Here is a 23,793-nt window from a genome sequence, read left to right on the forward strand (position 1 = left end):
AGTAGCGGGCGTGTGATGTCGTCCGCGGCGGTGGTCGGCGCGTCGGTGGCCGGGTGGGGTCGAGGTCTCCCGAAGATGGAATTTCTCATACTGCCCATCCGGAAGACCTCGACTCGTCGCTGCGGATGCGAGGGATCGCCGCGCGACACAGTGACCCGGCGTTCGGCGTACGAGCCGCTGGGTTGGCGGCCGACCACGCTGGTGGTGACGATCCGTCGCTATCGGTGCTCCGGCTGCGGGCATTTGTGACGCCAGGACACCAGCCTGGCTGCTGAGCCGCGGGCGAAGCTCTCGCGGTGCGGTCTGCGGTGGGCGCTCGAAGGCATCGTGCGCCAGCACCTGACCGTCGCCCGTGTCGCTGAAGGACTCGGAGTCGCCCGGAAGACCGCCAACGACGCCGTCCTGGCCGAGGGTAAGCGGGTCCTGATTGACGATCCGGACCGGCTCGACGGCGTCCAGGTTCTCGGCGTCGACTAGCACGTCTGGAGGCACACCCGGCGCGGGGACAAGTACGTCACCGTGATCATCGACCTCACACCCATCCGGGCCGGCACCGGCCCAGCACGACTGCTGGACATGGTCGAGGGACGCTCGAAGCTGGCGTTCAAGCCCTGCACACCGGTGCCAACCGACTCACCGACAAGCAGAAGGACCGACTCACCGCCCTCGCCGCCGAAGAGCATGTCCAAGTCGAGGCGACTTGGGTGATCCACCAGCGGATGATCGCCGCCTAGCCTCACCCGGATCGAACGAAGGGGCGCGAGCTGATGCAGAACCTGATCGGGTCGGTCAGCGCAGGCGTTCCCGCTGGGCTGGCGAGGTCATCACGCTGGGCTGAACGCTGAAGAAGCGCGCCGTCGAGGTGCTGGCCTACTTCGACCGACCCGGCACCAGCAACGGCACAACCGAGGCGATCAACGGACGACTCGAACACCTCCGCGGCTCCGCCCCCGGGTTCCGCAACCTCACCAATTACATCGCCAGATCGCTACTCGAGACCGGCGGGTTCAGGCCGCTGCTACACCCGGATTATGAAGAGCCGGTCTTCTGCAGGTCCCCTTTGCCTTCGGGCGTGGCACTTGCGGCGAGTGCGGTCCCAACCCTTAGCCACCTCAGGATTCGGTGGTTCCGGTTCTCGTTGTCTGCAAAATAAGGAGGCCCCGCCGGTGGCGACCGAGGTGCCGGGCGAACGGTCCGCCGACGCCGGCCTGAGCCTTCATCCGCGTATTCGCACACGTGCAATTTGACGGTTCTAAACAGGACACCGTCACGGGACGGTGCCGGCCCCCCATTCCGAGTGCCCCGTACCGAACACGCGCGAGGCGAGTCTATTTGCTGTGGGACCACCACTTGGGCCGCCGACTTAGCCGGGGTTCGGTGAACGGCGGGTTCTATTCACGGCTTTCTTCCCTCAGGGGTTTGAGATGTTCCGGGACTGCTTCGCCGTTGAGGGCCGGATACGTGCACGTGAACTCGCCCCGGTATCCGAAAAGAAATCCGAGGATGGGGTTCCGGACCTGCATCTGGATCGTGAACACCCCACGGGCATCATCGAAGTTCTCATAAAGTTCTGCCGTGCCTGTCCAGATGGCAGGAAACTCGAATGCCGCGAAGCCTTCGTGGAACCGTTGAGCCCCTGATTGCAGATGCAGCGATCCATCGGCCAAAACCTCCAGGGCGAGGTCAGTCGCAAGGTGCTGATGGGTGCCGAGATAATCGACGATTCCACCATGGTGCGTACTCTGCACCATGGTGGCGTCGAAGCGCCGTCGCTTTGATCCGGGCAGTTCAAGGGTTCTGACGAAGGTGACCGTAGGCCGGCCGTACCCATCAATGTAGGGGTAATTCTCGATCGTGAACGGGATGTCCTTTCCTTGGTCTGGAAAGAGGATGTTGCGGTGGCCCCCCAATTGGAGAAACGGGACTGTCCACCAAGCCCCGCGACGGACTTCGGAAAAGATCCCGCGTCCCACACACGCGTACCCGGCAGTCGTGTCCACACCGAAGCGCTTCTGCAGCATTGGGTGCAGCCTGTGAAAGTCGCTTCCCATCGCCGACTCAAAAATTGATGTCACGGCTACTCCTGCACTCCCGACTCGGCGCTCAGACCCGGTCCAGCCAGCCCAGCAAGAGCGGATGGAGCACGTCCGGAGCGTGGGTCCGGCGACCGCCGCAGGCATCGGGCTGCCCTGGGTACCGTCCAGTGAGCCGGGAGAATCCACGAGGCCGCAGCGGCCGTCAGGCCCAGGGCGGCGGGGCCAGGGGTTCGGGCTGCCAGAGCTCGGCGGAGCAGGATGCAGCCGGTCAGAACGGCGGCCGCCCTGGCCATGGCGTCCATGAACCACCGATTCCGGGAGTCTTTGGGATCAAGGTCCGCCTCCGCCCACATCCTCAGGCGGTCAAAGCTTATTGCAGTCGCCCACCCCAAAGCCGGGCGGAACACCCAGGAATCCAGGGCCTTTCCGAGAAAGCCCATTCCCGGCTGATAGTTGTACCCCGTGATAAACCGAACACCATCCTCTGCCGGGATGTAGCGCCAGTATCCGGATCCATGCCCTATGGGCGATACCGGGTCAGCGGTGTCAAATTTCAGCACCGACGTGGCTTGGCCATCGGATCGATACCGGTGCCCCAGGGATATCCCGGTCCCTTGGATGACATGTAAAGGAAGACGGAACTCGTAGCGGAAGTGGAGGAATCCCTGATCGTTTCGCTCGGTGGGGATAATCCGGGAGAATCGAAGATCCCAGCGGGGGTGCAGCGCTGGATCCTGACTGTAGTTCCATACCCGTTCCATGGGGGCCCGAATACCGATCTCAACGTAGATCGGCCTGCGTGTAGCAGAGTCTTTCCTGCCCAAGTTTTCCCCCATGGCAGCATCATAATGTGCAGCCCGGCGCTCAGCCGCAACAAGGTCCGCACGATGCATACCACGCCCTCGTTTGCCAGTTCGCTCCCGGCTTGGACGCAGCGAACCTTGACCGTCCCGTCGAACTTTCCCCGGACGGGATGGACGTTCAAGACGAGTGACGCCGTCACCAACCGCCACGCGTCGGCGTATGTCCCTTTCGGGCATCGTCGGGCATTGCCATTTCGGCGCGCAGGCCCAGGAGCCGGATGGGACGGCCCGCATCGATTCCGGCGGCGAGGTCCAAGGCCTGCGCGAGGATTTCGTTCCGGTCGGATGTCTCGGGAATCTTCCTCGCGTGGGTTGTGGTGACGAACGGTGCGTACCGGACCTTGAGGGTCAGCCCCACCACGGGCCGTCCTTCGGCCACAACATCCTCAACGACACGCGCCGTCAACTCCCGCACGGCGTCGTCCACCTGGGCGGGCTCGGTCAGGTCCCGCAGGAAGGTGGTCTCCCGGCTGTGCCCGCGGGCAACCCACGGGGTGGCGTCCACAACGCTGGCGCCGTCCCCGCGTCCGAGTTCCGCGTACCAGGGACCCATCCTGGGGCCGAACTCAGGGACCAGGTCCTGGGGGTCGGCCGCGGCGAGCTCGGCGACTGTTTTGATGCCGAGTTTGGCCAGCCGGGCCGACACCTTGGTTCCGACGCCCCACAGTTCCCTGGTGGGCCGGCTGCCCATGACGTCGAGCCAGTTCCCGGCCGTGAGACGGAAGACGCCGGCCGGCTTGCCGAACCCGGTGGCGACCTTGGCCCGGACCAGGGTGTCGCCGATGCCCACGCTGCAGTGCAGGCGCGTCCGCTCCAGGACGGCGGCCTGCACCTGCCGGGCGTAGGCTTCCGGATTCTCTGTCTCAATGCCTACAAAAGCCTCATCCCATCCCAGTACCTGCACGGTGGCGCCGGGCTGCGCGCGCAGGGTAGCCATCACTGTTTCGGACGCCGCGAGGTAGGCCTCATGATCGACGGGAAGGATCACAGCGTCGGGCACTTTCCGGGCCGCAATGCGTAAGGGCATTCCGGAACCCACACCGAACGCCCTGGCTTCATAGGATGCGGTCGAAACCACAGCCCGTTCCATGGGGCCGCCCCGACCGCCGACAATGATCGGCTTGCCCGCAAGCTCCGGCCGCCGGAGCACTTCGACCGCCGCGATGAACTGGTCGAGATCGACGTGCAGCACCCACCGGATTCCGTTCACGCCCCCAGTCTGCCCTAAACATCCCCGGCAAGCACCGGCTCTCCACCGGGATTGGCCGCTGGGCCTGCGGCCTCTCATGACCTTCGTTGAACTCCCGGAAGCGCGATTGATGTAGTCAGGCGGAGCGGGCGTTTCGGCCTGTGTGGCACCGAACTGCCTGGACAGTCACGCCGTCACTGACAACGAGCTTCCTGGCACGGAAGGGGACCAGCTCACCGGCGGCGTCCCGGCTCGTGCTGCCCTACTTGATCCAGCGAAGGTTGAACTCGTAGCGGTGCGGCTGGCCGCGGTTGACGTGGATGCCTGCCGCCACCGAGAAGCACGTCACGGCAATCCAGATGACCGTGGCCAGGACGGCGAAGATGTTGCCCACCACAGGGACGAAGACCAGCAGGTTGCACAGCAGGGCCGCAATCGTGGGCGGCAGCGTGAAGTTGAGGGCTTCCTTGGACTCCTGCGCCGTGAACGGGCCGCGGTCTTTGAAGATCAGGTAAATCAGCAGCGACGGAACGCAGCCCAGGATGCCGCCGAAGTGTGCCAGCGTGGCCCACTGCCGGTCCTCGTTTGCTGTCAGCGGCAGTGCATTTGCGGGAACGCCGTGGTACGGAGGCTGGCCATGGCCGGCCTGGTTGCCAGTGTGTTCGCGTGCGTCATCTGCCACGGTGTCGTCCTTCGGATTGCGCTGGTGCGTTGGTGCCTGGAATTGCCAGGGCTGCGCCTGGAGCACAGCCGCCGTACCAAGAATACTTGCTCGGGCGCGGAATCAGGGATCGGCCCGCTGGCGGGCGGACCGCGGATGCCAGCCTCAGGGAACGGTCAGGAAGTCGATGACCTCTTCCACCCGACCCAGCAGGGAGGGCTCCAGATCCGCATAGCTGCGCACCGCACCCAGGAGCTTCTGCCAGCCCAGGCCGATGTCCTCCTTGGTGCTGTGCGGCCAGCCGAACGCCGTCAGGATGCCGGTCTTCCAGTCCACGCCACGCGGGATGACCGGCCACTTCTCGATTCCCAGCACGGCGGGCCGGATCGCCTGCCAGACGTCAACGTAGGGGTGGCCCACGATCAGCACGTTCCCGGCCGCCCCGGGGGAGGCCATCACGGCCTGGGCAATCCGGGACTCCTTGGAATCCGGCACGAGGTGGTCCACCAGCACGCCGAGCCGGCGTCCGGGTCCGGGCCGGAATGCGGCCACAGCGCCGGCGAGGTCGTCAATGCCGTGCAGCGGCTCGACGACGATGCCCTCCACCCGGAGATCGTCACCCCAGACCCTCTCGACGAGTTCAGCGTCGTGTTTGCCTTCCACCCAGATCCGGCTTGCCTTGGCGACCTGCGCGCGCTGGCCCTCCACCCGGACAGAACCGGAGGCGGTGCGTGTTCCTGCGGCCGCCGCGGCGGCCCGGGGTGCCGGCGGCATCAGCCGGATCGGCTGTCCCTCCAGCAGGAAACCGAAGCCGAGCCGGAAGGACCGGGACTTGCCGCGGCGGTCCTCCAGGGCGACGACGTGCATGCCGCCGGACTTCTCCACCCGGGTGACGGCACCGACCCAGCCGGACTGCACATCCTCGAGCACCATTCCGCGCTCCACGGGCACCTCGGGCAGTTGGGCCTTGGCAGGGGCGGACAGGTCCTGCGGGCCCCAGTTCTGGTACGACATCGGTTACACACTGCTTTGCACTCGGATTGCTGCGGCGGGCTGTGCCCGAAAACACCAGCCCCGGGAAGAACGCCCGGAGCGAATCCAATGCTAACAACGCGGCGACTCATATTAGACTGGTTAGCACTTAGGCATGTCGAGTGCTAACAAAGCGTGTCCGGAACGGCCGGCGAACGGCAGCATCGGATGCGGACAGTCGAATGGAGGTGGAACGTGAGCGAACCGCGCAAACTTGAAGTGCTGCGCGCCATCGTGGAGGACTACGTCCATTCGCGGGAACCCGTCGGCTCCAAGGCCCTCGTCGAGCGGCACCACCTTGGCGTGTCCAGCGCCACGATCCGCAACGACATGGCGGCCCTGGAAGATGAGGGCCTCATTACGGCGCCGCATACCAGCGCCGGACGAATTCCCACCGACAAGGGCTACCGGCTCTTCGTGGACCAGATTTCGGCGGTCAAGCCGCTCTCACCGGCGGAACGCCGCGCCATCCAGGCCCTGCTGGAGGGCTCCGACGATCTCGACGACGTCCTGGACAGGACGGTCCGGCTGCTGTCGCAGCTGACCCACCAGGTCGCCGTCGTGCAGTATCCCCACCTCAGCCGGGCCAGGGTGCGGCACATCGAATTCGTCCTGCTGGCGCCGCGCAAGGTGCTCGCGGTGCTGATTGCGGATACCGGCAAGGTGGAACAGCGGGTCATTGACGTAGGACAGGACCTTCCCGAGGAAGCGCTGTCCGATCTGCGGACTCGGTTCCTCGGCGGCCTCTCCGGGACACCCCTGAACCTGTTGGGGCAATCGCTGAAGTCCGTCCTTGCCACCTGCCCGCCGGCCCGGCGCGCCGACGCCCAGGCGCTGGCCCGCGGCCTGGAAGCGCTGGCCGCCAGCAGCCGCGAGGAGCGTATGGTCATGGCCGGCACCGCCAACCTGGCCCGCTCCAACGTGGACTTCCCGCTGAGCATCGGCCCGGTCCTGGAAGCCCTCGAGGAGCAGGTGGTCATGCTCCGCCTGCTGGGCGACATGGCCGCGGACCCGAGGGGCGTGACGGTCAGCATCGGCCGCGAGAACCCGTACGACGGTCTCGCGGAGGCCTCGGTGGTCGCGACCGGCTACGGACCGGACGCCACGGCGAAAGTCGGTGTCCTCGGCCCCACCCGGATGGACTATCCGACCACCATGGCCGCCGTCCGGGCAGTGGCCAGGTACCTGTCCAGGATTCTGGGCCCGTGACGGACCGCGGCTAACCGTCCGGTACCGGCAGCTAAGCACCGCACGCCCACCCCAAAAGACTTCTTGCCCCTAACCGGCAGTACAACCAGGAAGAGATACAAACTTTGAGCAGCCATTACGACGTTCTTGGAGTCTCCCGTGAAGCCACGGGCGAAGAGATCAAGAAGGCCTACCGCAAACTGGCACGGAACCTGCACCCGGATGTCAATCCCGGGGATGACGCCTCGGACCGTTTCAAGGCGGTCACGCACGCCTACGAGGTGCTGTCCGATCCGCAGAAGCGGCGGATCTACGACACCACGGGCAACGAGAACGGCACCGACAACGGCTTCGGCGGCGGCAGCTACGCCGGCCAGGGCTTCGCATTCCAGGATATTTTCGACACATTCTTCGGCGCCGGCGGCCAGTCCGGCCCGGCCTCCAGGGTCCGCCGCGGCCAGGACGCCCTGATCAGCGTCCGGATCGAGTTGCGCGACGCCGTCTTCGGGGTCAACAAGAAACTCGAAGTCGACACGGCCGTCACCTGCCCCACCTGCGAGGGCTCCTGTTGCCAGGAAGGCAGCCACCCGGAACGTTGCGACATCTGCGGCGGCAGCGGCCAGGTCCAGCGCGCCGTGCGCTCCATCCTCGGCCAGGTCATGACGGCGGCCCCCTGCGGTTCCTGCGGTGGCTTCGGCACCGTCATCAAGGATCCCTGCAACGAATGCGCCGGACAGGGCCGGATCCGCAGCCGTCGTTCCCTGACGGTCAAGGTTCCCGCCGGCGTCGCCACCGGCACCCGCATCCAGCTCTCCGGCCAGGGTGAGGCCGGACCCGCCGGCGGACCCGCGGGCGACCTTTATGTGGAGATCCGGGTCAACAGCGACGCCACCTACGTCCGCGACGGCGATGACCTGCACGCCAGCCTCAACATCCCCATGACAGCCGCCGCACTCGGTACCGAGGTCACCCTCGAAACCTTCGACGGCCGGCAGGAGATCGACGTCAAGGCCGGCACGCAGTCCGGGGAGGTCATCACCCTCCGCGGTCTGGGCGTCACCCACCTGCGCGGCTACGGCCGCGGCGACCTCAAGGTCCACCTGCAGGTGGACACTCCCGCCAAGCTCGACGCAGCCCAGGAGGACCTGCTCCGCCAGCTCGCGAAGCTCCGCGGCGAACAGTTCACAGAGGGGAAGCTCGCCGCGAGCGGCGGGGTCTTCTCGAAGCTGCGGGACCGGCTCGGTAACCTGTAGCGGTGAGCAACCCGGTCTTCTTCGCTTCCCCCGGCAGCCTGGACGGGCTGGCCCCCGGTGACGTCTTCGTCCTTGACGGACCCGAGGCCCGCCACGCTGTCACGGTCAAGCGCCTCGCCGTGGGGGAGGGCGTGGACATCGCCGACGGTGCCGGCAAGAGGCTGACCGGCACCATAGCCGCCGTCGCCCCCAGCGAGCTGACGGTGGAATGCTCCGGGCTTTCCGAGGAGCCCCGGCCCGGGGTCCGGCTTGTCCTGGTCCAGGCCCTCGCGAAAGGGGACCGGGACGAACTCGCCGCCGAAACCGCCACCGAGCTGGGGATCGACGCCGTCGTGCCCTGGCAGGCGGAACGGTCGATTGTCCGCTGGAAGGCGGAGCGTGCGGCCAAGGCACACGCCAAGTGGCAGTCCGTTGTCACGGCGGCCGCCAAGCAGGCCCGCCGGGCCTGGATCCCGGAGGTCCGCCCGGCCGTTGACGGTGCCGGGCTGCAGGCGGCAGTGGCCGCTGCCGATCTCGCCGTCATCCTGCACGAGGACGCCGTGCGGCCCCTGCGGCAGGTGCTGGAGGCCTGGCAGGGCGCCCTGCCGGCCGGTGAAACAGCAGCGGGGGGACGCGAGGTGCTGCTGATCGTGGGCCCTGAGGGCGGCATCAGTCCGCGGGAAGTCACCAGGCTCTGCGACGCCGGTGCAGTGACGGCCCTGCTGGGGCACCACGTGCTGCGCTCGTCCACGGCCGGTCCGGCGGCAGCTGTCCTCGCCAGCGACGTCCTGGGCCGCTGGTAGCAGCTGCCGTGCCGGCCGTGCGGCCGCGAAGCGGGCCGGGCGGCCAACCGCTTACTTAACCGTGAACCCGCGGGTGTCGACGTTCAAATCCTCGGCCGGGTTGCCGTCCTCAAGCTGGGAAACCCGCACCTCGTAGTTGCCCGGCCCCAGATTGACCGGCAGGCTGAAGGCACCCGATTGTCCGGCCTCAGCCGAGGCGGTCATCGTCCCGTTCAGGTACGAGGTCTTGGCGCTGCCGTCGATGCGCAGGATCTCCCACCGAAGCTTGCCGCCCGCGGCGGTACTGCGGCCGGAGATCTTGACCGCGCCGTCCGCCACCGAAGTCCCTTCCTGAGGGTCGATGATCCACACCGGGGCGACCATCCCGGCGCTGCGTGCGGTCGGGGAGCCGAGGCGGACGTGGTTGAAGGCAACAAAGTCGGTATGCCCGTCCACCAGCACCACCACCTGGATCTGCTGGCCGGAGTCGATCAGTCCCGCACTGGCGGCTGCCGCCGTGGCGGTATAGACGAGCTGCTGCACCGCGCGCTCGGCCATGGCGGGATCGACGTTGCTGTTGAAAGCGTCCGCCGAGAGGTCCACCGTGATGACGTTCTTGCCCGAGATGGAGCTCGCCAGCTTTTTCGGGTTCTGCCACGGAGTGAAGAAATCCGGGTCAAGGGGTTTCTGGGACATCATGACGCGCAGTGCCCTCGTGACCGGGTTGTCCTGTTCCGGAACATCACGGAACTCCCGGTAAAGGAACGTTTTGTCGTTGCTGCGCCCGATCCAGTAGACCGGAGCCTTGTTGGACGCCTGCGTGGTTTCCAGCGGCGCGCTCTTGGTCGGCGCCTGGGCGGACAGCACCTGTGAAGGAGAGCTGGCGTCCGTGATGCCGGGCTGGGGAGTGGCCACGCAGCCGGACAGGGTCAGCGCGGCGGGCAGCACCAGCAGCAGCAGGCCCGGACGGAGCCGCCTGCCTGCTGTGATCTGGTCAACCCCGCGGTGCCTGATTGCGCTGCCCTTTCGGCTTGGTTTTCCTCTGGCCCAACTGTGTGCCGGCTGGCTGGAAATCCCATGCCGAAGCCCGATTTCCAGCATGGCACACGGCCCCTGCGCCAAACCGTGGATTCAGCCGGCAGACCGGAACTGCAACGGGAACGATATGAGGCCGATGCGAAGTTGATACCTAAATGCGGGAATCCCGTCATGTGGCGGGTCAAAAGGCCGCCGGCACCGCGGCGTGCGGAGGCCCCCACTGGCGTAGGATAAGAGGACCCGCTGACACCGGAACCAGAAGGCGAGCACCGCCGTCGGGCCGGATCACGGGACAGACCATTTCCTTTACTGGAGGGGACCAGAGGCCCGCGGGCCACCACCATGACTGAAGCAGCGAACGGCAAGGCCCGGATCAGCGCCGGAGAGCGCTCCGCAGGGGAATTCCCCCACTCCCTACCAGGGCTGCGGACGGAGGTAGTCCTGTTCGACAGCTCCGATCAGATGGTCCAGTCCCTCGGCAGTCATGACGAAGCGCTGCGTTTCATCGAGACCCAGTTCCCGTCCGTCGACTTCCATGTCCGCGGCAACGAGCTCGCCATCAGCGGGCCGGCCGCGGACGTGCCGCGGATCATGCGCCTGCTCAACGAGGTCCGGGGCCTCGTCGCCCGGGGCACCATCATCACGCCCGCCGTCCTGCAGCAGCTCGTGTCCATGCTCCGGAGCCAGTCGCTGCAGAACCCGGTCGAGGTGCTCACCCACAACATCCTTTCGAGCCGCGGCAAGACCATCCGGCCGAAGACGCTGAACCAGAAGAACTACGTGGACGCAATTGATGACAACACGGTGATCTTCGGGATCGGCCCGGCCGGTACCGGCAAGACGTACCTGGCGATGGCCAAGGCCGTCCAGGCCCTGCAGCAAAAGGAAGTCACACGGATCATCCTGACCCGTCCCGCCGTCGAGGCGGGGGAGCGGCTGGGATTCCTGCCCGGCACCCTCAGCGACAAGATCGACCCGTACCTGCGCCCGCTCTATGACGCGCTGCACGAAATGATGGACCCCGAATCCATCCCGCGGCTGATCGCGGCCGGCACCATTGAGGTCGCCCCCCTGGCCTACATGCGCGGGCGCACACTCAACGACGCCTTCATCATCCTGGACGAGGCCCAGAACACCACGCCGGAGCAGATGAAGATGTTCCTCACCCGTCTGGGCTTCGGCTCCAAGATGGTGGTCACCGGCGACGTCACGCAGGTGGACCTGCCCTTCGGGACCCGGTCGGGCCTGCGGATCGTGGAAGACATCCTGCAAGGAATTGAGGACGTCAACTTCACCATCCTGGACGCGTCCGACGTCGTCCGGCACCGCCTGGTGGGCGACATCGTCAACGCCTACAGCGTCTGGGACGAGATCCAGCGGAACCGGGTCAAGCATTCCGTGGCCCGCGACAAGCGGGGAGAGCGCGCGTGAGCATCGAGGTCAACAACGAATCCGGCGTCACGGTCGATGAGGCCCAGCTGGTGCAACTCTCCCGGTTCATTTTCGAGCGGCTCTTCATCCACCCGCAGGCCGAGCTGTCGATCCTGCTCGTGGACGAGCCGGCCATGGAGAAGCTGCACCTTGAACTGATGGACGAGCCCGGTTCCACCGACGTGCTCTCGGTGCCCATGGACGAGCTGACTCCGGGCACCCCGGACAAGCCCACACCCCAGGGCATGCTCGGCGACATCGCCATCTGCCCGCAGGTCGCGGAGGTCCAGGCTGTTAATGCCGGCCACTCCACCCAGGACGAAATGTTGCTGCTCACCACCCACGGCATCCTGCACCTGCTCGGCTTTGACCACGCCGAGCCGGAGGAGAAGGAGGAGATGTTCGGCCTGCAGCGCGAACTACTCTCCGCCTTCACCGGCAGGGACGCCCCGTCCGAGACGATTCAGTGACGCCACTGATCCTTGCCGGCATGGCGCTGGTGTTTCTTAGCTTTGCCGCTTTCCTGACCGCGGCTGAATCAGCTTTCAACTATCTGTCCCGGCATGATGCCGAAGCCGCGATCCTGCACAGCCGCGGCAACGCGCTGAAGCGCATCATGGCCCAGCCCGTGGCGCACATGCGGTCCCTGCGGTTCTGGCGCATCTGGTTCGAAATGGCCTCCGCCGTCGCCGTAACGGTGCTGCTGAACAGCCTGCTCGACAACGTCTGGGTCTCGGGGCTGATCGCGACCGGAATCATGGCGCTGCTCGGCTTCGTGATCGTTGGCGTGTCCCCGCGGCAGATCGGCCGGGTGCATCCGGCCGGCCTGGTCCGCTTCAGCGCCCCGCTGATCCGCTGGCTGTGCTGGGTGCTGGGACCGATTCCCGGCTGGCTTGTCAACCTCGGCAGCGCCGTGGCCCCGGGCGCCCCGGCCGACAACGAGGCCTTCTTCAGTGAAGAGGAATTCCGGGAACTCGTGGACCGCGCCACGGAGTCGGACGTGATCGAGGACAACGAGGCCGAGCTGATCCAGTCGGTGTTCGATTTCGGTGACACCCTGGTCCGCTCCGTCATGGTGCCGCGGACCGACATCCTCAGCATCGACTCGGGATCGAGCCTGCACCGGGCGATGTCGCTGTTCCTGCGCTCGGGCTATTCCCGGATCCCCGTCATCGGCGAGAACACGGACCAGGTCCTCGGCATCGTCTACCTCAAGGACGTCGCGGCGGCCATTCACAACCTCGGCCCCGGCGAGGAGCCCCCGGTCGTTGACGAACTCGCCCGCGAGGTGCGCTACGTGCCGGACTCCAAGCCGGTGAGTGAACTGCTGCGTGAACTGCAGAAGGAATCGACCCACGTCGCCATCGTGATCGACGAGTACGGCGGCACCGCCGGGCTCGTCACGCTCGAGGACCTGATCGAGGAAATCGTCGGTGAGATCGTCGACGAGTACGACACCGAAAGCGCGGAGGCGGTGGAACTCGGTGACGGAAGCTACCGGGTCAGCGCGCGGATGAGCATCGATGACCTCGGCGAACTCTTCGACCTGGAGCTCGACGACGACGAAGTGGACACCGTGGGCGGCCTGCTCGCGAAGGCCCTCGGCCGGGTGCCGATCGTCGGCAGCACTGTCGAGGTCCACGGGCTGTCCCTCCGCGCCGACCGGCTCGAGGGCCGGCGGAACCGCGTCAGCCACATCATTGCGTCCGCCGTACCAAAAGAAGAAACTGACCTTGAAGACCTACTCGACGAGGCCGCACCAATCCAACAGGGAGTCTCACGTGAGCAAGCAGAATAAGTCCGACGGCGAAGCGGCCTACGGCGGCTACCGGGCAGGTTTCGCGGTGCTGGTTGGGCGGCCCAACGCCGGCAAATCCACCTTGACTAACGCCCTGGTCGGCCAGAAGGTGGCGATCACCTCAGCCAAGCCGCAGACCACGCGCCACACCATCCGCGGCATCGTGCACCGGGACGACGCGCAGCTGATCCTGGTGGACACCCCGGGGCTGCACCGTCCGCGCACCCTGCTGGGGAAGCGGCTGAACGAACTCGTCGCCGACACCCTCGCGGAGGTCGACGCGATCGGCTTCTGCCTGCCGGCCAACGAGAAAATCGGCCCGGGCGACAAGTTCATCGCCGCCCAGCTCGCCGCCCTCGGCAACAAGCCGATCATCGCCATCGTGACGAAGTCCGACACGGTGGACCGGCAGGCCCTCACCGAGCAGCTGCTCGCCGTCGACACCCTGGGCCGCGAGGTCCTCGGCGAGGCGGGCTGGAAGGACATCGTCCCGGTCTCCGCCACCGACGGATTCCAGGTCGGCACCCTCGCCGATGTGCTGATCGGCCACATGCCGCCGTCGCCGCCGCTGTACCCGGACGGTCACCTCACGGACGAGCCGGAAGCCATCATGATCGCCGAGCTCATCCGCGAGGCGGCCCTCGAAGGCGTCCGCGATGAACTGCCGCACTCCCTCGCGGTCGTCGTCGATGAGATCGTCCCGCGGGAAGGCCGGCCCGAGGACCGGCCCTTCCTCGACGTCCGGGTCAACCTGTACGTGGAACGCCCCTCGCAGAAGGCCATCATCATCGGCAAGGGCGGCGCCCGGCTCCGCGACGTCGGCACCACCGCCCGCAAGGCGATCGAGGCGCTGCTCGGCGCCCGCATCTACCTTGACCTGCACGTGAAGGTCGCCAAGGACTGGCAGCGTGACCCGAAGCAGCTTGTGAAGCTCGGATTCTAGGCCCGCCGCCAGCCGCAGGCCGTGCCTGCGCCGCTCCGATGGAGCGCCGCCATCGGGGAATTCCCAGATTCGGCCTCTAAAATGGGCGGACCCCTTTCGTGAAAGAAGGCTCAACTGTGTCTCGACCCCGTGAAGACCGTGCAGACGGAACCGGAAACCCGGTTCGGTCAGGTTCTGCTGCCCGGCACACGGATGATCCGGCTCTCGGCCCGGCCCGGCATCTGGGTGCGCTCCGGGGCATGCCCGGGTGGCTGAAGATTGGCGCGGCCGTTGTATCCATCCTGCTCGTTGCTGTCCTTGCCTTCGGTGCCTACTGGGTTATCCGCCTGCAGGGCAATATCAGCAAGGAGGCACTCTCGGCCGGCAGCGGCAAGAGTGAAGGTGCGGTGGACGACTCGCGGGACCGGATGCAGATCCTGATTCTGGGCTCGGATACCCGTGACGGGAAGAACTCCCAGTACGGCACGTCCGACGACGCCACCGGTTACGGGCACTCCGACGTCATGATGCTGCTGGACATCTCGGCGGACAACAAGCGCGTCAACGTGGTCAGTTTCCCCCGCGACCTGCTCGTGGACACCCCGAAATGCACGGACCAGAAGACCAGGCGGGAGTTCCCGGCGCAGAGCAACGTCATGATCAACGCGGCGATGTCGGAAGCCGGCATTGGCTGCGCCGTGGACACGGTCAACAAACTCACCGGCCTGGAGATCGACCACTTCATGATGGCGGACTTCAACGCCGTCAAGGAACTCTCAAACGCCGTGGGCGGCGTCGAGGTCTGCATCAGCGACGCCGTGTATGACCCGGACTCGAAGCTGCGTCTGCCCAAGGGAACCTCCACGGTCCAGGGCGAGCAGGCGCTGGCGTTCCTGCGCACCCGGCACGCCTTTGCCGACGGCGGCGACCTTGGCAGGATCAAGGCACAACAGGGGTTCCTGTCCGCCCTGACGCGCAAGATGAAGGATGACGGGACGATGTCCAACCCCGGCAAGATGCTGGAAATCGCCGACGTCGTCACCAAGAACCTGACCATCGACGACGGGCTCGCCTCCATCCCGACCCTGCTGACGGTCGGGAACCGGCTGAAGAACATCGACCTCGGCAAGGTCGCCTTCGTGGCGGTGCCGACGGTCCCGGCGGCCAGCGACCCGAACCGCCTGCAGGTGGCGGAGCCCGCAGCGTCCCAGCTGTTCGCCGCGATGCGCAAGGACATTGACCTGACGGACCCGACGGCGACGCCGAGCCCGTCCGCCTCCCCGGACGCCAGCGCCAGTGCCAGCGCCGCGCCGGCACCCAGCGAGACGGCGCCCGCCTACGATAAGACGCTGCAGCCCATCACGGTGGCGAACGGTTCCGGGGCGCCGGCGCGGACCCAGGAGATCATGCAGGCCCTGACCGCCGGCGGTTTCACCCAGCTCGCGCAGCTGGCCGCCCGGCCGGTCACGGCCACCGCGGTCTACTACGGTGCGGGCTTCGACGATGTTGCCGCCGACGTGGCCGCGCTGCTGGGGATTCCGGCGGCGCAGGTGCTGCCGGCCGCCGGTGTCGCCGGTGTCCAGGTCTACCTGGGCAGCGACCTCGTGGGAGGCACCCCGAGCGGGGACGCCCCGGTGGAACTGCCCTCGGACATCGTCAACCAGACCGCCGGGGACGTCGTCTGCCAGCAGGCCAACCCGGAGCTCATCGTCCGCTAGGGTCCATGACCAGGGCCCTCTTGATCCGAAGAACGGCCGGCTGCGGGAACTCTCCCGCGGCCGGCCGTTCTTCGTTGCCGGCTATTCGTTGCCGGCGCGTTGCCTGACTGTTTCCGCGGCCCGGGGCGCCTACCAGATGCTGACACGCTCGGCAGCGGGCATCCACATGCCATCCTGCTCCGCTGTGCCGAACGCCTCGTGGAAGGCGTCGAGGTTCCTGGCAATCTGGTTGGTGCGGAACTCGTTGGGCGAATGCGGATCGGTGGCGAGCCTGCGGATCGCTTCCTCGTTCCGCATCACCTGCCGCCAGCCGGCAGCCCAGGAGGCAAAGAAGCGCTGTACGCCCGTCAGGCCGTCCAGCACCGGCGGTTCCTGACCGTCCAGGCTGATCAGGTACGCCTTGTAGGCGATAGTCAGGCCGCCGAGGTCGCCGATGTTTTCACCCAGGGTCAGTTTGCCGTTGACGTTGTGTCCCGGCGCTGCGGTGGGGGAGAGCGCATCGAACTGGGCCACCAGCCTGGACGTCAGCGCCTCGAAGGCCGTGCGGTCACCCTCCGTCCACCAGTTGCGGAGCAGGCCGCTGCCGTCGTACTGGGAGCCCTGGTCGTCGAAGCCGTGGCCGATTTCGTGGCCGATGACGGCGCCGATGCCGCCATAATTGACGGCATCGTCGGCGTCGGCCGTGAAGAACGGCGGCTGCAGGATGGCCGCGGGGAAGACGATCTCGTTGAGCAACGGGTGGTAGTACGCGTTCACCGTCTGCGGCGTCATCAGCCACTTCTCCCGGTCCACGGGCTTGCCTACCTCGTCGAGGTGCCGGTCGACGTCGGCGCTGTGCGCGCGCTCCACATTGCCCAGCAGGTCCGAGGGGTCTATTCCCACCGCGGAATAGTCGATCCACTTGTCCGGGTAGCCGATCTTGGCGCGGAAGGAATCGAGCTTCTTGAGCGCCTCATGTTTGGTTTCCTCGCCCATCCAGGCCAGGCCGGTGATGGATTCGCGGTACGCCTCGATCAGGTTCGCGACCAGCGACTCCATACGCGCCTTGTGGGTCTCCGGGAAGTGCCGGGCCACGTAGATCTGGCCGACGGCCTCGCCGAGGGCGTTCTCGACGACGGCTACCCCGCGCTTCCACCGGTCCTTGTTCCGCGGTGTGCCGCTCAGCGTGGTGCCGTAGAAGGCGAAGTTCGCATCCACGAACGCGGTGGAGAGATACGGTGCGGCGGCGCCGACGACGCGCAGGGCGAGCCATTCCTGCCAGACGTTCAGCGGCACGGATTCCAGCAGCGACGCCGCCCCGGCGAAGAAGTCGGGGGTGCTCACAATAAGTTCGGTGCGCTTGTCCGGTGCGATGCCCGCGGCGTCGAACCAGGTGGTGAGCAGCGGGAAGAGCTGCGTCGCCTCATCGGCGGATTTCAGGTTGTAGGTCTTCTGCGGATCCCGCATGGTGACTTTGTCCCAGTGGTGGGAGGCCAGCGCCGTCTCCAGCGTAACCACCCGGCCGGCCGCCCCCTCGGCGTCGGCGACTCCGGCGAGGCCGAGGACCGTTTTCACGTGGTCCGTGTAGGCCTGGACCACCGGCGCGAACTTCTCCTCACGGTAGTACGACTCGTCCGGCAGGCCCAGGCCGCCCTGGCCGGTGTACAGCAGGACCCGGTCCGGGTTCCCGGCGTCGGGGGCGGGATAGATGTAGAAGAGGCCGCCCACGTCCGCGCGGAACAGCCGCCCGGCCAGCGCCACGAGCCCGGCGACCGACGTCGTGGAAAACACTTCGTCAAGCCGCGCCCTGATCGGGTCCAGGCCCTTGGCTTCCACCGCGGCCTCGTCCATGAAGCTGTTGTAGAGGTCCCCAATCTTCTGCTCGATCCCGGTGGACTCCGCGCCGCGGGCGGCCGCATCCTCGATGATCTCCTTCACCGCGAGTTCCGAACCGTCCCGCAGAGCCGTGAACGTACCCTCCAGGGGCCGGTCATCCGGAATCCCGGTGTTCTTGAGCCAGGTGCCGTTGACGTGCTGGTACAGGTCATCCTGCGGCCGGACAGAGAAGTCGATGTTGGACAGGGCGATGCCCGAAAGTGGCACGGATGCTCCTTTGAGAGGCAGCCCGGCGCAGCCTTGTTACGGGTTACCGGTCTGCATGGTGGACGTTACGAAGGTATGGCTCCTTCATCTTACGCACCCGTGTTACTGTGAAAAGGTGCGCGCAGAACTGCTTCTTCTTAGCTGCCGCGGCGAGGCCTCAGACGCGATCTAGCGCAAGGCCCACCCTCGCTGCGGAGTTTGTGTTGCCCGGCCACCCTTTCACCAGGAATCACAGAAAAGGCCCCGATTGTAATGCGAAACGCACAGAAATCCTCAGGAATGCCCGTCCACCGCTACGTCCCGTTCCAGGACCTGATCAGGGTTGAACTGCCGGACCGCACCTGGCCGGACAAGGTCATCACCAAGGCCCCGCGCTGGTGCGCCGTGGATCTGCGTGACGGCAACCAGGCCCTGATCGACCCGATGAGCCCGGCACGCAAGCTGAAGATGTTCCAGCTGCTGGTCCGGATGGGCTACAAGGAAATCGAAGTCGGGTTCCCGTCCGCGTCGCAGACGGACTTCGACTTCGTCCGGCAGCTGATCGAGGGCAACCACATCCCGGACGACGTCACCATCCAGGTGCTGACCCAGGCGCGCGAGCACCTGATCGAGCGGACCTACGAGTCCCTGGTCGGCGCCCGGCAGGCCATCGTGCACCTGTACAACTCGACGTCGGTCCTGCAGCGCCGGGTCGTCTTCAACCAGGACGAAGACGGCATCCTGGACATCGCCCTGCAGGGCGCCCGGTTGTGCAAGAAGTACGAAGAGACCCTCCAGGACACCCACATCACGTATGAGTACTCGCCGGAATCCTTCACCGGGACCGAGCTGGAGTACGCCGTCCGGGTCTGCAACGCCATCGCCGACGTGTTTGAGGCGTCCGCGGACAGCCAGGTCATCATCAACCTGCCGGCCACCGTGGAAATGGCCACCCCCAACGTGTACGCCGACTCCATAGAGTGGATGAGCCGGAACCTGCACCCGCGGGAGGGCATCATCCTGTCCCTGCACCCGCACAATGACCGCGGCACGGGTGTGGCGGCCGCGGAGCTGGGCTACCTGGCCGGCGCCGACCGGATCGAGGGCTGCCTGTTCGGCAACGGCGAGCGGACCGGCAACGTGGACCTGGTGACGCTGGGCCTGAACATGTTTGTCCAGGGCGTGGACCCGATGATCGACTTCTCCGACATCGACGAGGTACGCCGCACCGTGGAGTATTGCAACCAGCTGCCTGTGGCCGAGCGCGCACCGTACGGCGGGGACCTCGTGTTCACCGCTTTCTCCGGCTCGCACCAGGACGCCATCAAAAAGGGCCTGGAAGCGCTCGAGAAGGATGCAGCCGCCGCCGGCAAGGACGTCGCCGACTACCCCTGGCAGGTCCCGTACCTGCCGGTCGACCCGAAGGACCTCGGCCGCAGCTACGAGGCCGTCATCCGGGTCAACTCGCAGTCAGGCAAGGGCGGCGTGGCATACCTGCTCAAGAACGAGCACAACCTGGACCTGCCTCGGCGAGCCCAGATCGAGTTCTCCGGGGTCATCCAGAAGCAGACCGACACCATGGGCGGGGAAGTCAGCGGCGCCCAGCTCTGGCAGGCTTTCCAGGATGAGTACCTGCCCTCCGGCACGGCTGACGCGCAGTGGGGACGCTACGCCCTCGGCCCGTTCAGCACCGAGACGGACGAGGACGGCTCCATGACGCTGCACGCCGCGCTCAAGGTCGACGGCACCCCGGTCCAGCGCACCGGGACGGGCAACGGTCCGATTGCTGCCCTCCTGAGCATCCTGCGCGAGGACGGCGTCGACGTCCGGGTGCTGGACTACAGCGAGCACGCCCTGTCCGAAGGCGGCAGCGCCCTCGCCGCGGCCTATGTTGAATGCGCCGTGGGGGAACGGGTGCTGTGGGGCGTCGGGATCGACGCCAACACGAGCACGTCCTCGCTCAAGGCCGTTATCTCGGCCGTGAACCGGGCCATCCGGGACGCCCGCGCCTAAGCAGCCGGTCACTGCGCCGCCGGATCCTCCGGCGGCGCAGTGCTGCTTTCCGCAATGGCGGCGTTTCCCGATAGACAGTGCGAAGATTAACCGTGGCCCAACCTTCCTCCTATGCCTCCCGCGCCTACCGCGATGACGGCGTCGTGCTGCGTACCCACAAGCTGGGCGAAGCGGACCGCATCATCACCATCCTGACCAAACACCACGGCCAGGTCCGCGCGGTGGCCAAGGGCGTCCGGCGTACCAGCAGCCGCTTCGGCGCCCGGCTCGAGCCCTTTATGGTCGCGGACCTCCAGCTGATTTCCGGCCGGACCCTGGACGTGGTCACGCAGGCTGTCGCCAAGGGCGCCTACGGCGGCAACATCGCCGCGGACTACGGCCGGTACACCGTGGCTGCCGCCATGACGGAGACGGCGGAAAAACTCACCGACGTCGACGGTGAAGCGGGCACCGCACAATACAACCTCCTCGTCGGAGCCCTGGCGTCGCTGAGCCGCGGCGACCACACCCCCGAACTCATCCTCGATTCCTACCTTCTGCGCGCCCTCGCCACCGGCGGCTGGGCGCCAAGCTTTACCGGCTGTGCCCGCTGCGGGGCCCGCGGGCCGCACACCGCGTTTTCGGCACCGCTCGGCGGCATGGTCTGCGCCGACTGCCGGCCGCCCGGGTCCCCTGCGCCGGCCGCGGCAACGGTCCTGCTGCTCGGCGCTCTGCTGACCGGGGACTGGACGACGGCGGACGCCTCCGTCCCGGTGCACCGCCGAGAGGCCGCCGGCCTGGTGGCCAGCTACCTGCAGTGGCATCTGGAACGTGTCCTTAAATCCCTCAAGCATGTGGAGCGAACGTAACTGTGGCGTTGGGTAAGAAGAAGAGTCCCCTCCGGCAGCGGAGCACCCCCGTGGTGAGCCCGTACCCGCACCCCTCCGGGGCCGTCCCGCCGGCCATCCCGGCGGAGTTCATCCCGCGGCACGTCGCGATCGTGATGGACGGCAACGGGCGCTGGGCCAACCAGCGCGGCCTGCCGCGGATCGAGGGCCACAAGGCGGGGGAGCCCGCCCTGCTGGACGTGGTGGCCGGAGCGATCGAACTCGGCATTGAGCATGTCAGTGTCTACGCCTTCTCCACGGAAAACTGGCGCCGCTCACCCGAGGAGGTCCGCTTCCTGATGGGATTTAACAAGGACGTGCTACGACGGCAGCGCAACCAGCTGGATGAGTGGGGCGTCCGGATCCGCTGGTCCGGCCGGCGGCCGAGGCTGTGGGGCTCGGTGATCCGGGAGCTGGAGGAAGCCGAGGACTTCACCCGCGGCAACAGCACCTGCACATTGAACATGTGTGTTAACTACGGGGGCCGGGCCGAGATCGCGGATGCCGTCTCTGCGATCGCGGAAGAGGTGGCAGCGGGACGGCTCAAGCCGGGCGCCATCACCGAGAAGACGATCCAGAAATACCTCGACGAGCCGGACCTGCCGGACGTCGACCTGTTCCTGCGCAGCTCCGGGGAACAGCGGCTCTCCAACTTCATGCTCTGGCAGTCGGCCTACGCCGAATTCGTCTTTATGGACACGCTGTGGCCCGATGTGGACCGGCGCACGCTGTGGGATGCCGTTGAGATTTATGCCCAGCGGGACCGCCGCTACGGCGGGGCGGTCGACGCGGCCCCCGCCGGCCCGGCCTGACCACTGCCTGATTCCGGCCTGACCACGGCCTGGTTCCGGTCAGATCCGGGCTTGATTCCTGCATGATTCCTGCCTGGTCTCAGGGGCGCCCGCCCCGGTCCGGGTGCGGGGCCGGTCAGCCGGGGTAGAGGCTCAGCCAGAGGACGAGATCGTCGTAGGCTTCCTGCCGCACCGCGCGGCGGGACAGGAAGATGTCGTGGATGGCCCCCGGGTACCGGAAGACGGCCGCCCGGCGGCCCAGCCCGAGCGCCCGCCGCGCCGTTTCCTCGACATCGATCACGGCGTCGACGTCCATGAGTTCCTCGGACCACTCGGCCTGGATCCGGGTGCGTCCGGACAGCATCACCAGCACCGGCGCCTTGACGTCGAGCCGCTGCGCCACGGCAGCGTGCCCGGCCATGACAGCCTTCGTCCAGCCGGGCCTGACGGGGAACGCCTCCCGCGGCCGCCACACGGGATCCAGCACCCATTCCCCGTGCGCCGTGCCGCTCACGCTGTCCCAGTATCCGGGCATGCTGGGCAGCAGGAGCGGCCGGCGCGGGTCGGTCCGCGCCAACGGTTCCACCAGGTGCATTGCGATGTTCCGGATCAGGCTGCTGCCCTGCAGTTCGAGCCAGGGCGCATTGAGGATCAGGGTGCCCAGCTTCCCCGGGTTCCGGTCTGCCCACAGCGCTGCCACCAGGCCGCCGAGGGAGTGCGCCAGCAGGTGCACGGTCGGGGCCGTGGAGCCGCCGGTGCGGCCGGCGATGTCGGAGCCGATCGCCGCCAGCGCCGCCGCGATGTCCTCGTCATAGACGGCCAGGTCGGCCGTGTAGCCGGGGGTCTGCCACTCGCGGAGGCTGCGCCCGAACTTCCGCAGGTCCAGGGCGTAGAAGTGGAATCCGCTGGCAACGAGGTGATCGGCGAGTTCGGCCTGCAGGAAATAGTCCGCCCAGCCGTGCAGGTAGAGGACCACCTTCTCCGGGGCACGTGTGTCCCGGGCGGCCTGGGCCGCCGCTGCAGTCCCGGCAAGGTCCCGGCCCGGGCCGGTATGCCGCACCAGGGTCGCGGCAACGGGGCCTTCGTCGTCGGCGGCCAGAGGCAGTTCCAGGCTCTCAAAGCGGTCGCCCAGTGCGTCTTCCCGCCACAGCGGCAGTACCACGGGAATCCTCATGCAGTGCCGCCGTCGTCCAGCACATAGGCACGGAGCCAGCGGGCCAGCCGGGCGTAGGCGTCGGCGCGGACGCGCGGGGCGGACAGGAACACGTCATGCAGGGCGCCGTCGATCCGTTCCAGCGTGACGGTGCGGCCCAGGCTGAGGGCGCGCAGGGCAATGGTGTTGACGTCCAGGACCGCGTCGGTGCGCCGCATCGATTCCTTCCAGAACATCCCGTTGGCGCTCGCCCCGGAGATCAGCACGAGGATGGGGACATCGATGTTCAGCCCCCGCGCCACCCGGGACTGGCCGATGAGGACGGCGCTCAGCCAGCCGGCGCGGACGGGGAACGCCCGGGGCGGGCGGTACGTGTCATCGAGCGTCCATTCGCCTTCGGCCGCGCTGCTGATGCTGCGCCAGTAGAAGGTGCGTTCGGGGAGGCGGATGATGGCCTCGGGCCAGAACCGCGCCAGCGGTTCCACCATGGTCCGGGCGGCGCGGCGCAAGGCCGGGCTGCCGTGCATTTCCAGCCACGGGCTGTCCAGGATCAGCTGCGAGACCACCCCGGGATGCCGGCTGGCCCAGAGTGCGGCGATCAGCCCGCCGGTGGAATGCCCCATCAGCGCCACAGAGGGTGGTGCGTCCCCCGCGTGCAGGGAAGCGATGATGCCGATCGCCGCGGTGATCTCGGCGTCGTAGTCGTCCAGGTCGGCCACGTAGCCGCCGTGTGTGTCCGCGCGGAGGCTTCTCCCGTGGTTGTGCATATCCAGCGCGAAGAACGCGAAGCCCTGGCCGGTCCAGAATTCGGCGAGTTCCGCGTTGAAGAAGTAATCACTCCAGCCATGCAGGAACAACACCGCCCGGGCCCGGCGCTCACCGGACATGCCGGCACCGGCGCCGGGAACGTGCCGGACCAGGGTGGCGGTCCGCTCGACGCCGTCCGGGCCGGCCGCCGGGAAGGCGCAGGCCTCGAAGTCGTCGCCGAGGATATCGGGCACCCATTCCATGGCAGGCTC

Annotated in this window: 19 protein-coding genes and 1 pseudogene; 12 read left to right on the top strand and 8 right to left on the bottom strand. The window is 67.1% G+C overall.

Features of this window, described 5'->3' with window-relative positions; all coding sequences use genetic code 11:
• The first annotated feature begins 15 nt into the window (after nucleotides 1-15).
• A pseudogene (locus QCD75_RS08520) lies at nucleotides 16-1,153 on the top strand (transposase).
• A 238-nt stretch (nucleotides 1,154-1,391) separates the two neighbouring features.
• Here the strand turns inward: QCD75_RS08520 and QCD75_RS08525 are convergent.
• The 4 genes from QCD75_RS08525 to QCD75_RS08540 all read right to left on the bottom strand — a co-directional run bounded on the left by QCD75_RS08525 (nucleotide 1,392) and on the right by QCD75_RS08540 (nucleotide 5,763).
• Complete coding sequence (locus QCD75_RS08525; RefSeq protein WP_301227573.1) at nucleotides 1,392-2,075, bottom strand: DUF4166 domain-containing protein; 684 nt, start codon at nucleotides 2,073-2,075, stop codon at nucleotides 1,392-1,394.
• 960 nt (nucleotides 2,076-3,035) lie between these two features.
• Complete coding sequence (locus QCD75_RS08530; protein WP_441005453.1) at nucleotides 3,036-4,109, bottom strand: DNA polymerase IV; 1,074 nt, start codon at nucleotides 4,107-4,109, stop codon at nucleotides 3,036-3,038.
• 241 nt (nucleotides 4,110-4,350) lie between these two features.
• Complete coding sequence (locus tag QCD75_RS08535) at nucleotides 4,351-4,770, bottom strand: DUF4870 domain-containing protein (protein ID WP_226761841.1); 420 nt, start codon at nucleotides 4,768-4,770, stop codon at nucleotides 4,351-4,353.
• A 144-nt stretch (nucleotides 4,771-4,914) separates the two neighbouring features.
• Nucleotides 4,915-5,763 carry a DUF3097 domain-containing protein gene (locus QCD75_RS08540; protein ID WP_301227576.1) on the bottom strand — a complete coding sequence of 283 codons (849 nt, stop codon included), beginning with the start codon at nucleotides 5,761-5,763 and terminating at the stop codon, nucleotides 4,915-4,917.
• Nucleotides 5,764-5,976: 213 nt separating this feature from the next.
• On the opposite strand from QCD75_RS08540, the gene hrcA reads away from it, so the two are divergent.
• The 3 genes from hrcA to QCD75_RS08555 all read left to right on the top strand — a co-directional run bounded on the left by hrcA (nucleotide 5,977) and on the right by QCD75_RS08555 (nucleotide 9,004).
• Entirely contained in the window at nucleotides 5,977-6,990 is a 1,014-nt protein-coding gene (gene hrcA / locus QCD75_RS08545; protein ID WP_301227578.1) for a heat-inducible transcriptional repressor HrcA, read from the top strand.
• A gap of 104 nt (nucleotides 6,991-7,094) precedes the next feature.
• On the top strand, nucleotides 7,095-8,222 hold the full coding sequence (gene dnaJ / locus QCD75_RS08550) for a molecular chaperone DnaJ (RefSeq protein WP_301227580.1): 1,128 nt from the start codon (nucleotides 7,095-7,097) through the stop codon (nucleotides 8,220-8,222).
• 2 nt (nucleotides 8,223-8,224) lie between these two features.
• Complete coding sequence (locus tag QCD75_RS08555) at nucleotides 8,225-9,004, top strand: 16S rRNA (uracil(1498)-N(3))-methyltransferase (protein ID WP_301227582.1); 780 nt, start codon at nucleotides 8,225-8,227, stop codon at nucleotides 9,002-9,004.
• Nucleotides 9,005-9,055: 51 nt separating this feature from the next.
• Here QCD75_RS08555 and QCD75_RS08560 read toward each other — a convergent pair whose 3' ends face one another.
• The gene (locus QCD75_RS08560; RefSeq protein ID WP_301227584.1) at nucleotides 9,056-10,084 is read right to left on the bottom strand and encodes a GerMN domain-containing protein; all 1,029 of its coding nucleotides are present in this window, start codon (nucleotides 10,082-10,084) and stop codon (nucleotides 9,056-9,058) included.
• A 279-nt stretch (nucleotides 10,085-10,363) separates the two neighbouring features.
• Between QCD75_RS08560 and QCD75_RS08565 the strand changes: the two genes are divergently transcribed.
• From QCD75_RS08565 to QCD75_RS08585, 5 genes are all read left to right on the top strand, one after another.
• Nucleotides 10,364-11,452: a PhoH family protein gene (locus tag QCD75_RS08565; RefSeq protein ID WP_301227586.1), complete on the top strand. Its 1,089-nt coding sequence runs from the start codon at nucleotides 10,364-10,366 to the stop codon at nucleotides 11,450-11,452.
• Nucleotides 11,449-11,922, top strand: a complete 474-nt coding sequence (gene ybeY / locus QCD75_RS08570; RefSeq protein WP_301227588.1) for an rRNA maturation RNase YbeY — start codon at nucleotides 11,449-11,451, stop codon at nucleotides 11,920-11,922. The genes QCD75_RS08565 and ybeY overlap by 4 nt, the downstream gene beginning before the upstream one ends.
• Nucleotides 11,919-13,250: a hemolysin family protein gene (locus QCD75_RS08575; protein WP_301227590.1), complete on the top strand. Its 1,332-nt coding sequence runs from the start codon at nucleotides 11,919-11,921 to the stop codon at nucleotides 13,248-13,250. The genes ybeY and QCD75_RS08575 overlap by 4 nt, the downstream gene beginning before the upstream one ends.
• Entirely contained in the window at nucleotides 13,234-14,193 is a 960-nt protein-coding gene (gene era, locus QCD75_RS08580; RefSeq protein WP_301227592.1) for a GTPase Era, read from the top strand. The genes QCD75_RS08575 and era overlap by 17 nt, the downstream gene beginning before the upstream one ends.
• Nucleotides 14,194-14,309: 116 nt before the next feature.
• Nucleotides 14,310-15,890, top strand: coding sequence for an LCP family protein (locus QCD75_RS08585; RefSeq protein ID WP_301227594.1), 1,581 nt, complete (start codon nucleotides 14,310-14,312; stop codon nucleotides 15,888-15,890).
• Between the two features lie 129 nt (nucleotides 15,891-16,019).
• Here QCD75_RS08585 and QCD75_RS08590 read toward each other — a convergent pair whose 3' ends face one another.
• Entirely contained in the window at nucleotides 16,020-17,972 is a 1,953-nt protein-coding gene (locus tag QCD75_RS08590; RefSeq protein WP_301227596.1) for a M13 family metallopeptidase, read from the bottom strand.
• A 252-nt stretch (nucleotides 17,973-18,224) separates the two neighbouring features.
• On the opposite strand from QCD75_RS08590, the gene leuA reads away from it, so the two are divergent.
• From leuA to QCD75_RS08605, 3 genes are all read left to right on the top strand, one after another.
• Entirely contained in the window at nucleotides 18,225-19,964 is a 1,740-nt protein-coding gene (leuA, locus tag QCD75_RS08595; protein WP_301227598.1) for a 2-isopropylmalate synthase, read from the top strand.
• A gap of 92 nt (nucleotides 19,965-20,056) precedes the next feature.
• The gene (recO, locus tag QCD75_RS08600) at nucleotides 20,057-20,812 is read left to right on the top strand and encodes a DNA repair protein RecO (protein WP_301227600.1); all 756 of its coding nucleotides are present in this window, start codon (nucleotides 20,057-20,059) and stop codon (nucleotides 20,810-20,812) included.
• Nucleotides 20,813-20,814: 2 nt separating this feature from the next.
• Nucleotides 20,815-21,642, top strand: coding sequence for an isoprenyl transferase (locus QCD75_RS08605; protein WP_301227602.1), 828 nt, complete (start codon nucleotides 20,815-20,817; stop codon nucleotides 21,640-21,642).
• 115 nt (nucleotides 21,643-21,757) lie between these two features.
• On the opposite strand, the gene QCD75_RS08610 is transcribed toward QCD75_RS08605, so the two are convergent.
• Both QCD75_RS08610 and QCD75_RS08615 read right to left on the bottom strand, forming a co-directional pair.
• Nucleotides 21,758-22,795, bottom strand: coding sequence for an alpha/beta hydrolase (locus QCD75_RS08610; protein ID WP_301227604.1), 1,038 nt, complete (start codon nucleotides 22,793-22,795; stop codon nucleotides 21,758-21,760).
• Entirely contained in the window at nucleotides 22,792-23,784 is a 993-nt protein-coding gene (locus QCD75_RS08615) for an alpha/beta hydrolase (protein ID WP_301227606.1), read from the bottom strand. Before QCD75_RS08615 ends, QCD75_RS08610 begins: the two co-directional genes overlap by 4 nt.
• Nucleotides 23,785-23,793: the final 9 nt, after the last annotated feature.

Origin of the sequence: Arthrobacter sp. PsM3 (assembly GCF_030433895.1) — a bacterium.
In the GTDB taxonomy this organism is placed as follows: Bacteria; Actinomycetota; Actinomycetes; order Actinomycetales; family Micrococcaceae; genus Arthrobacter.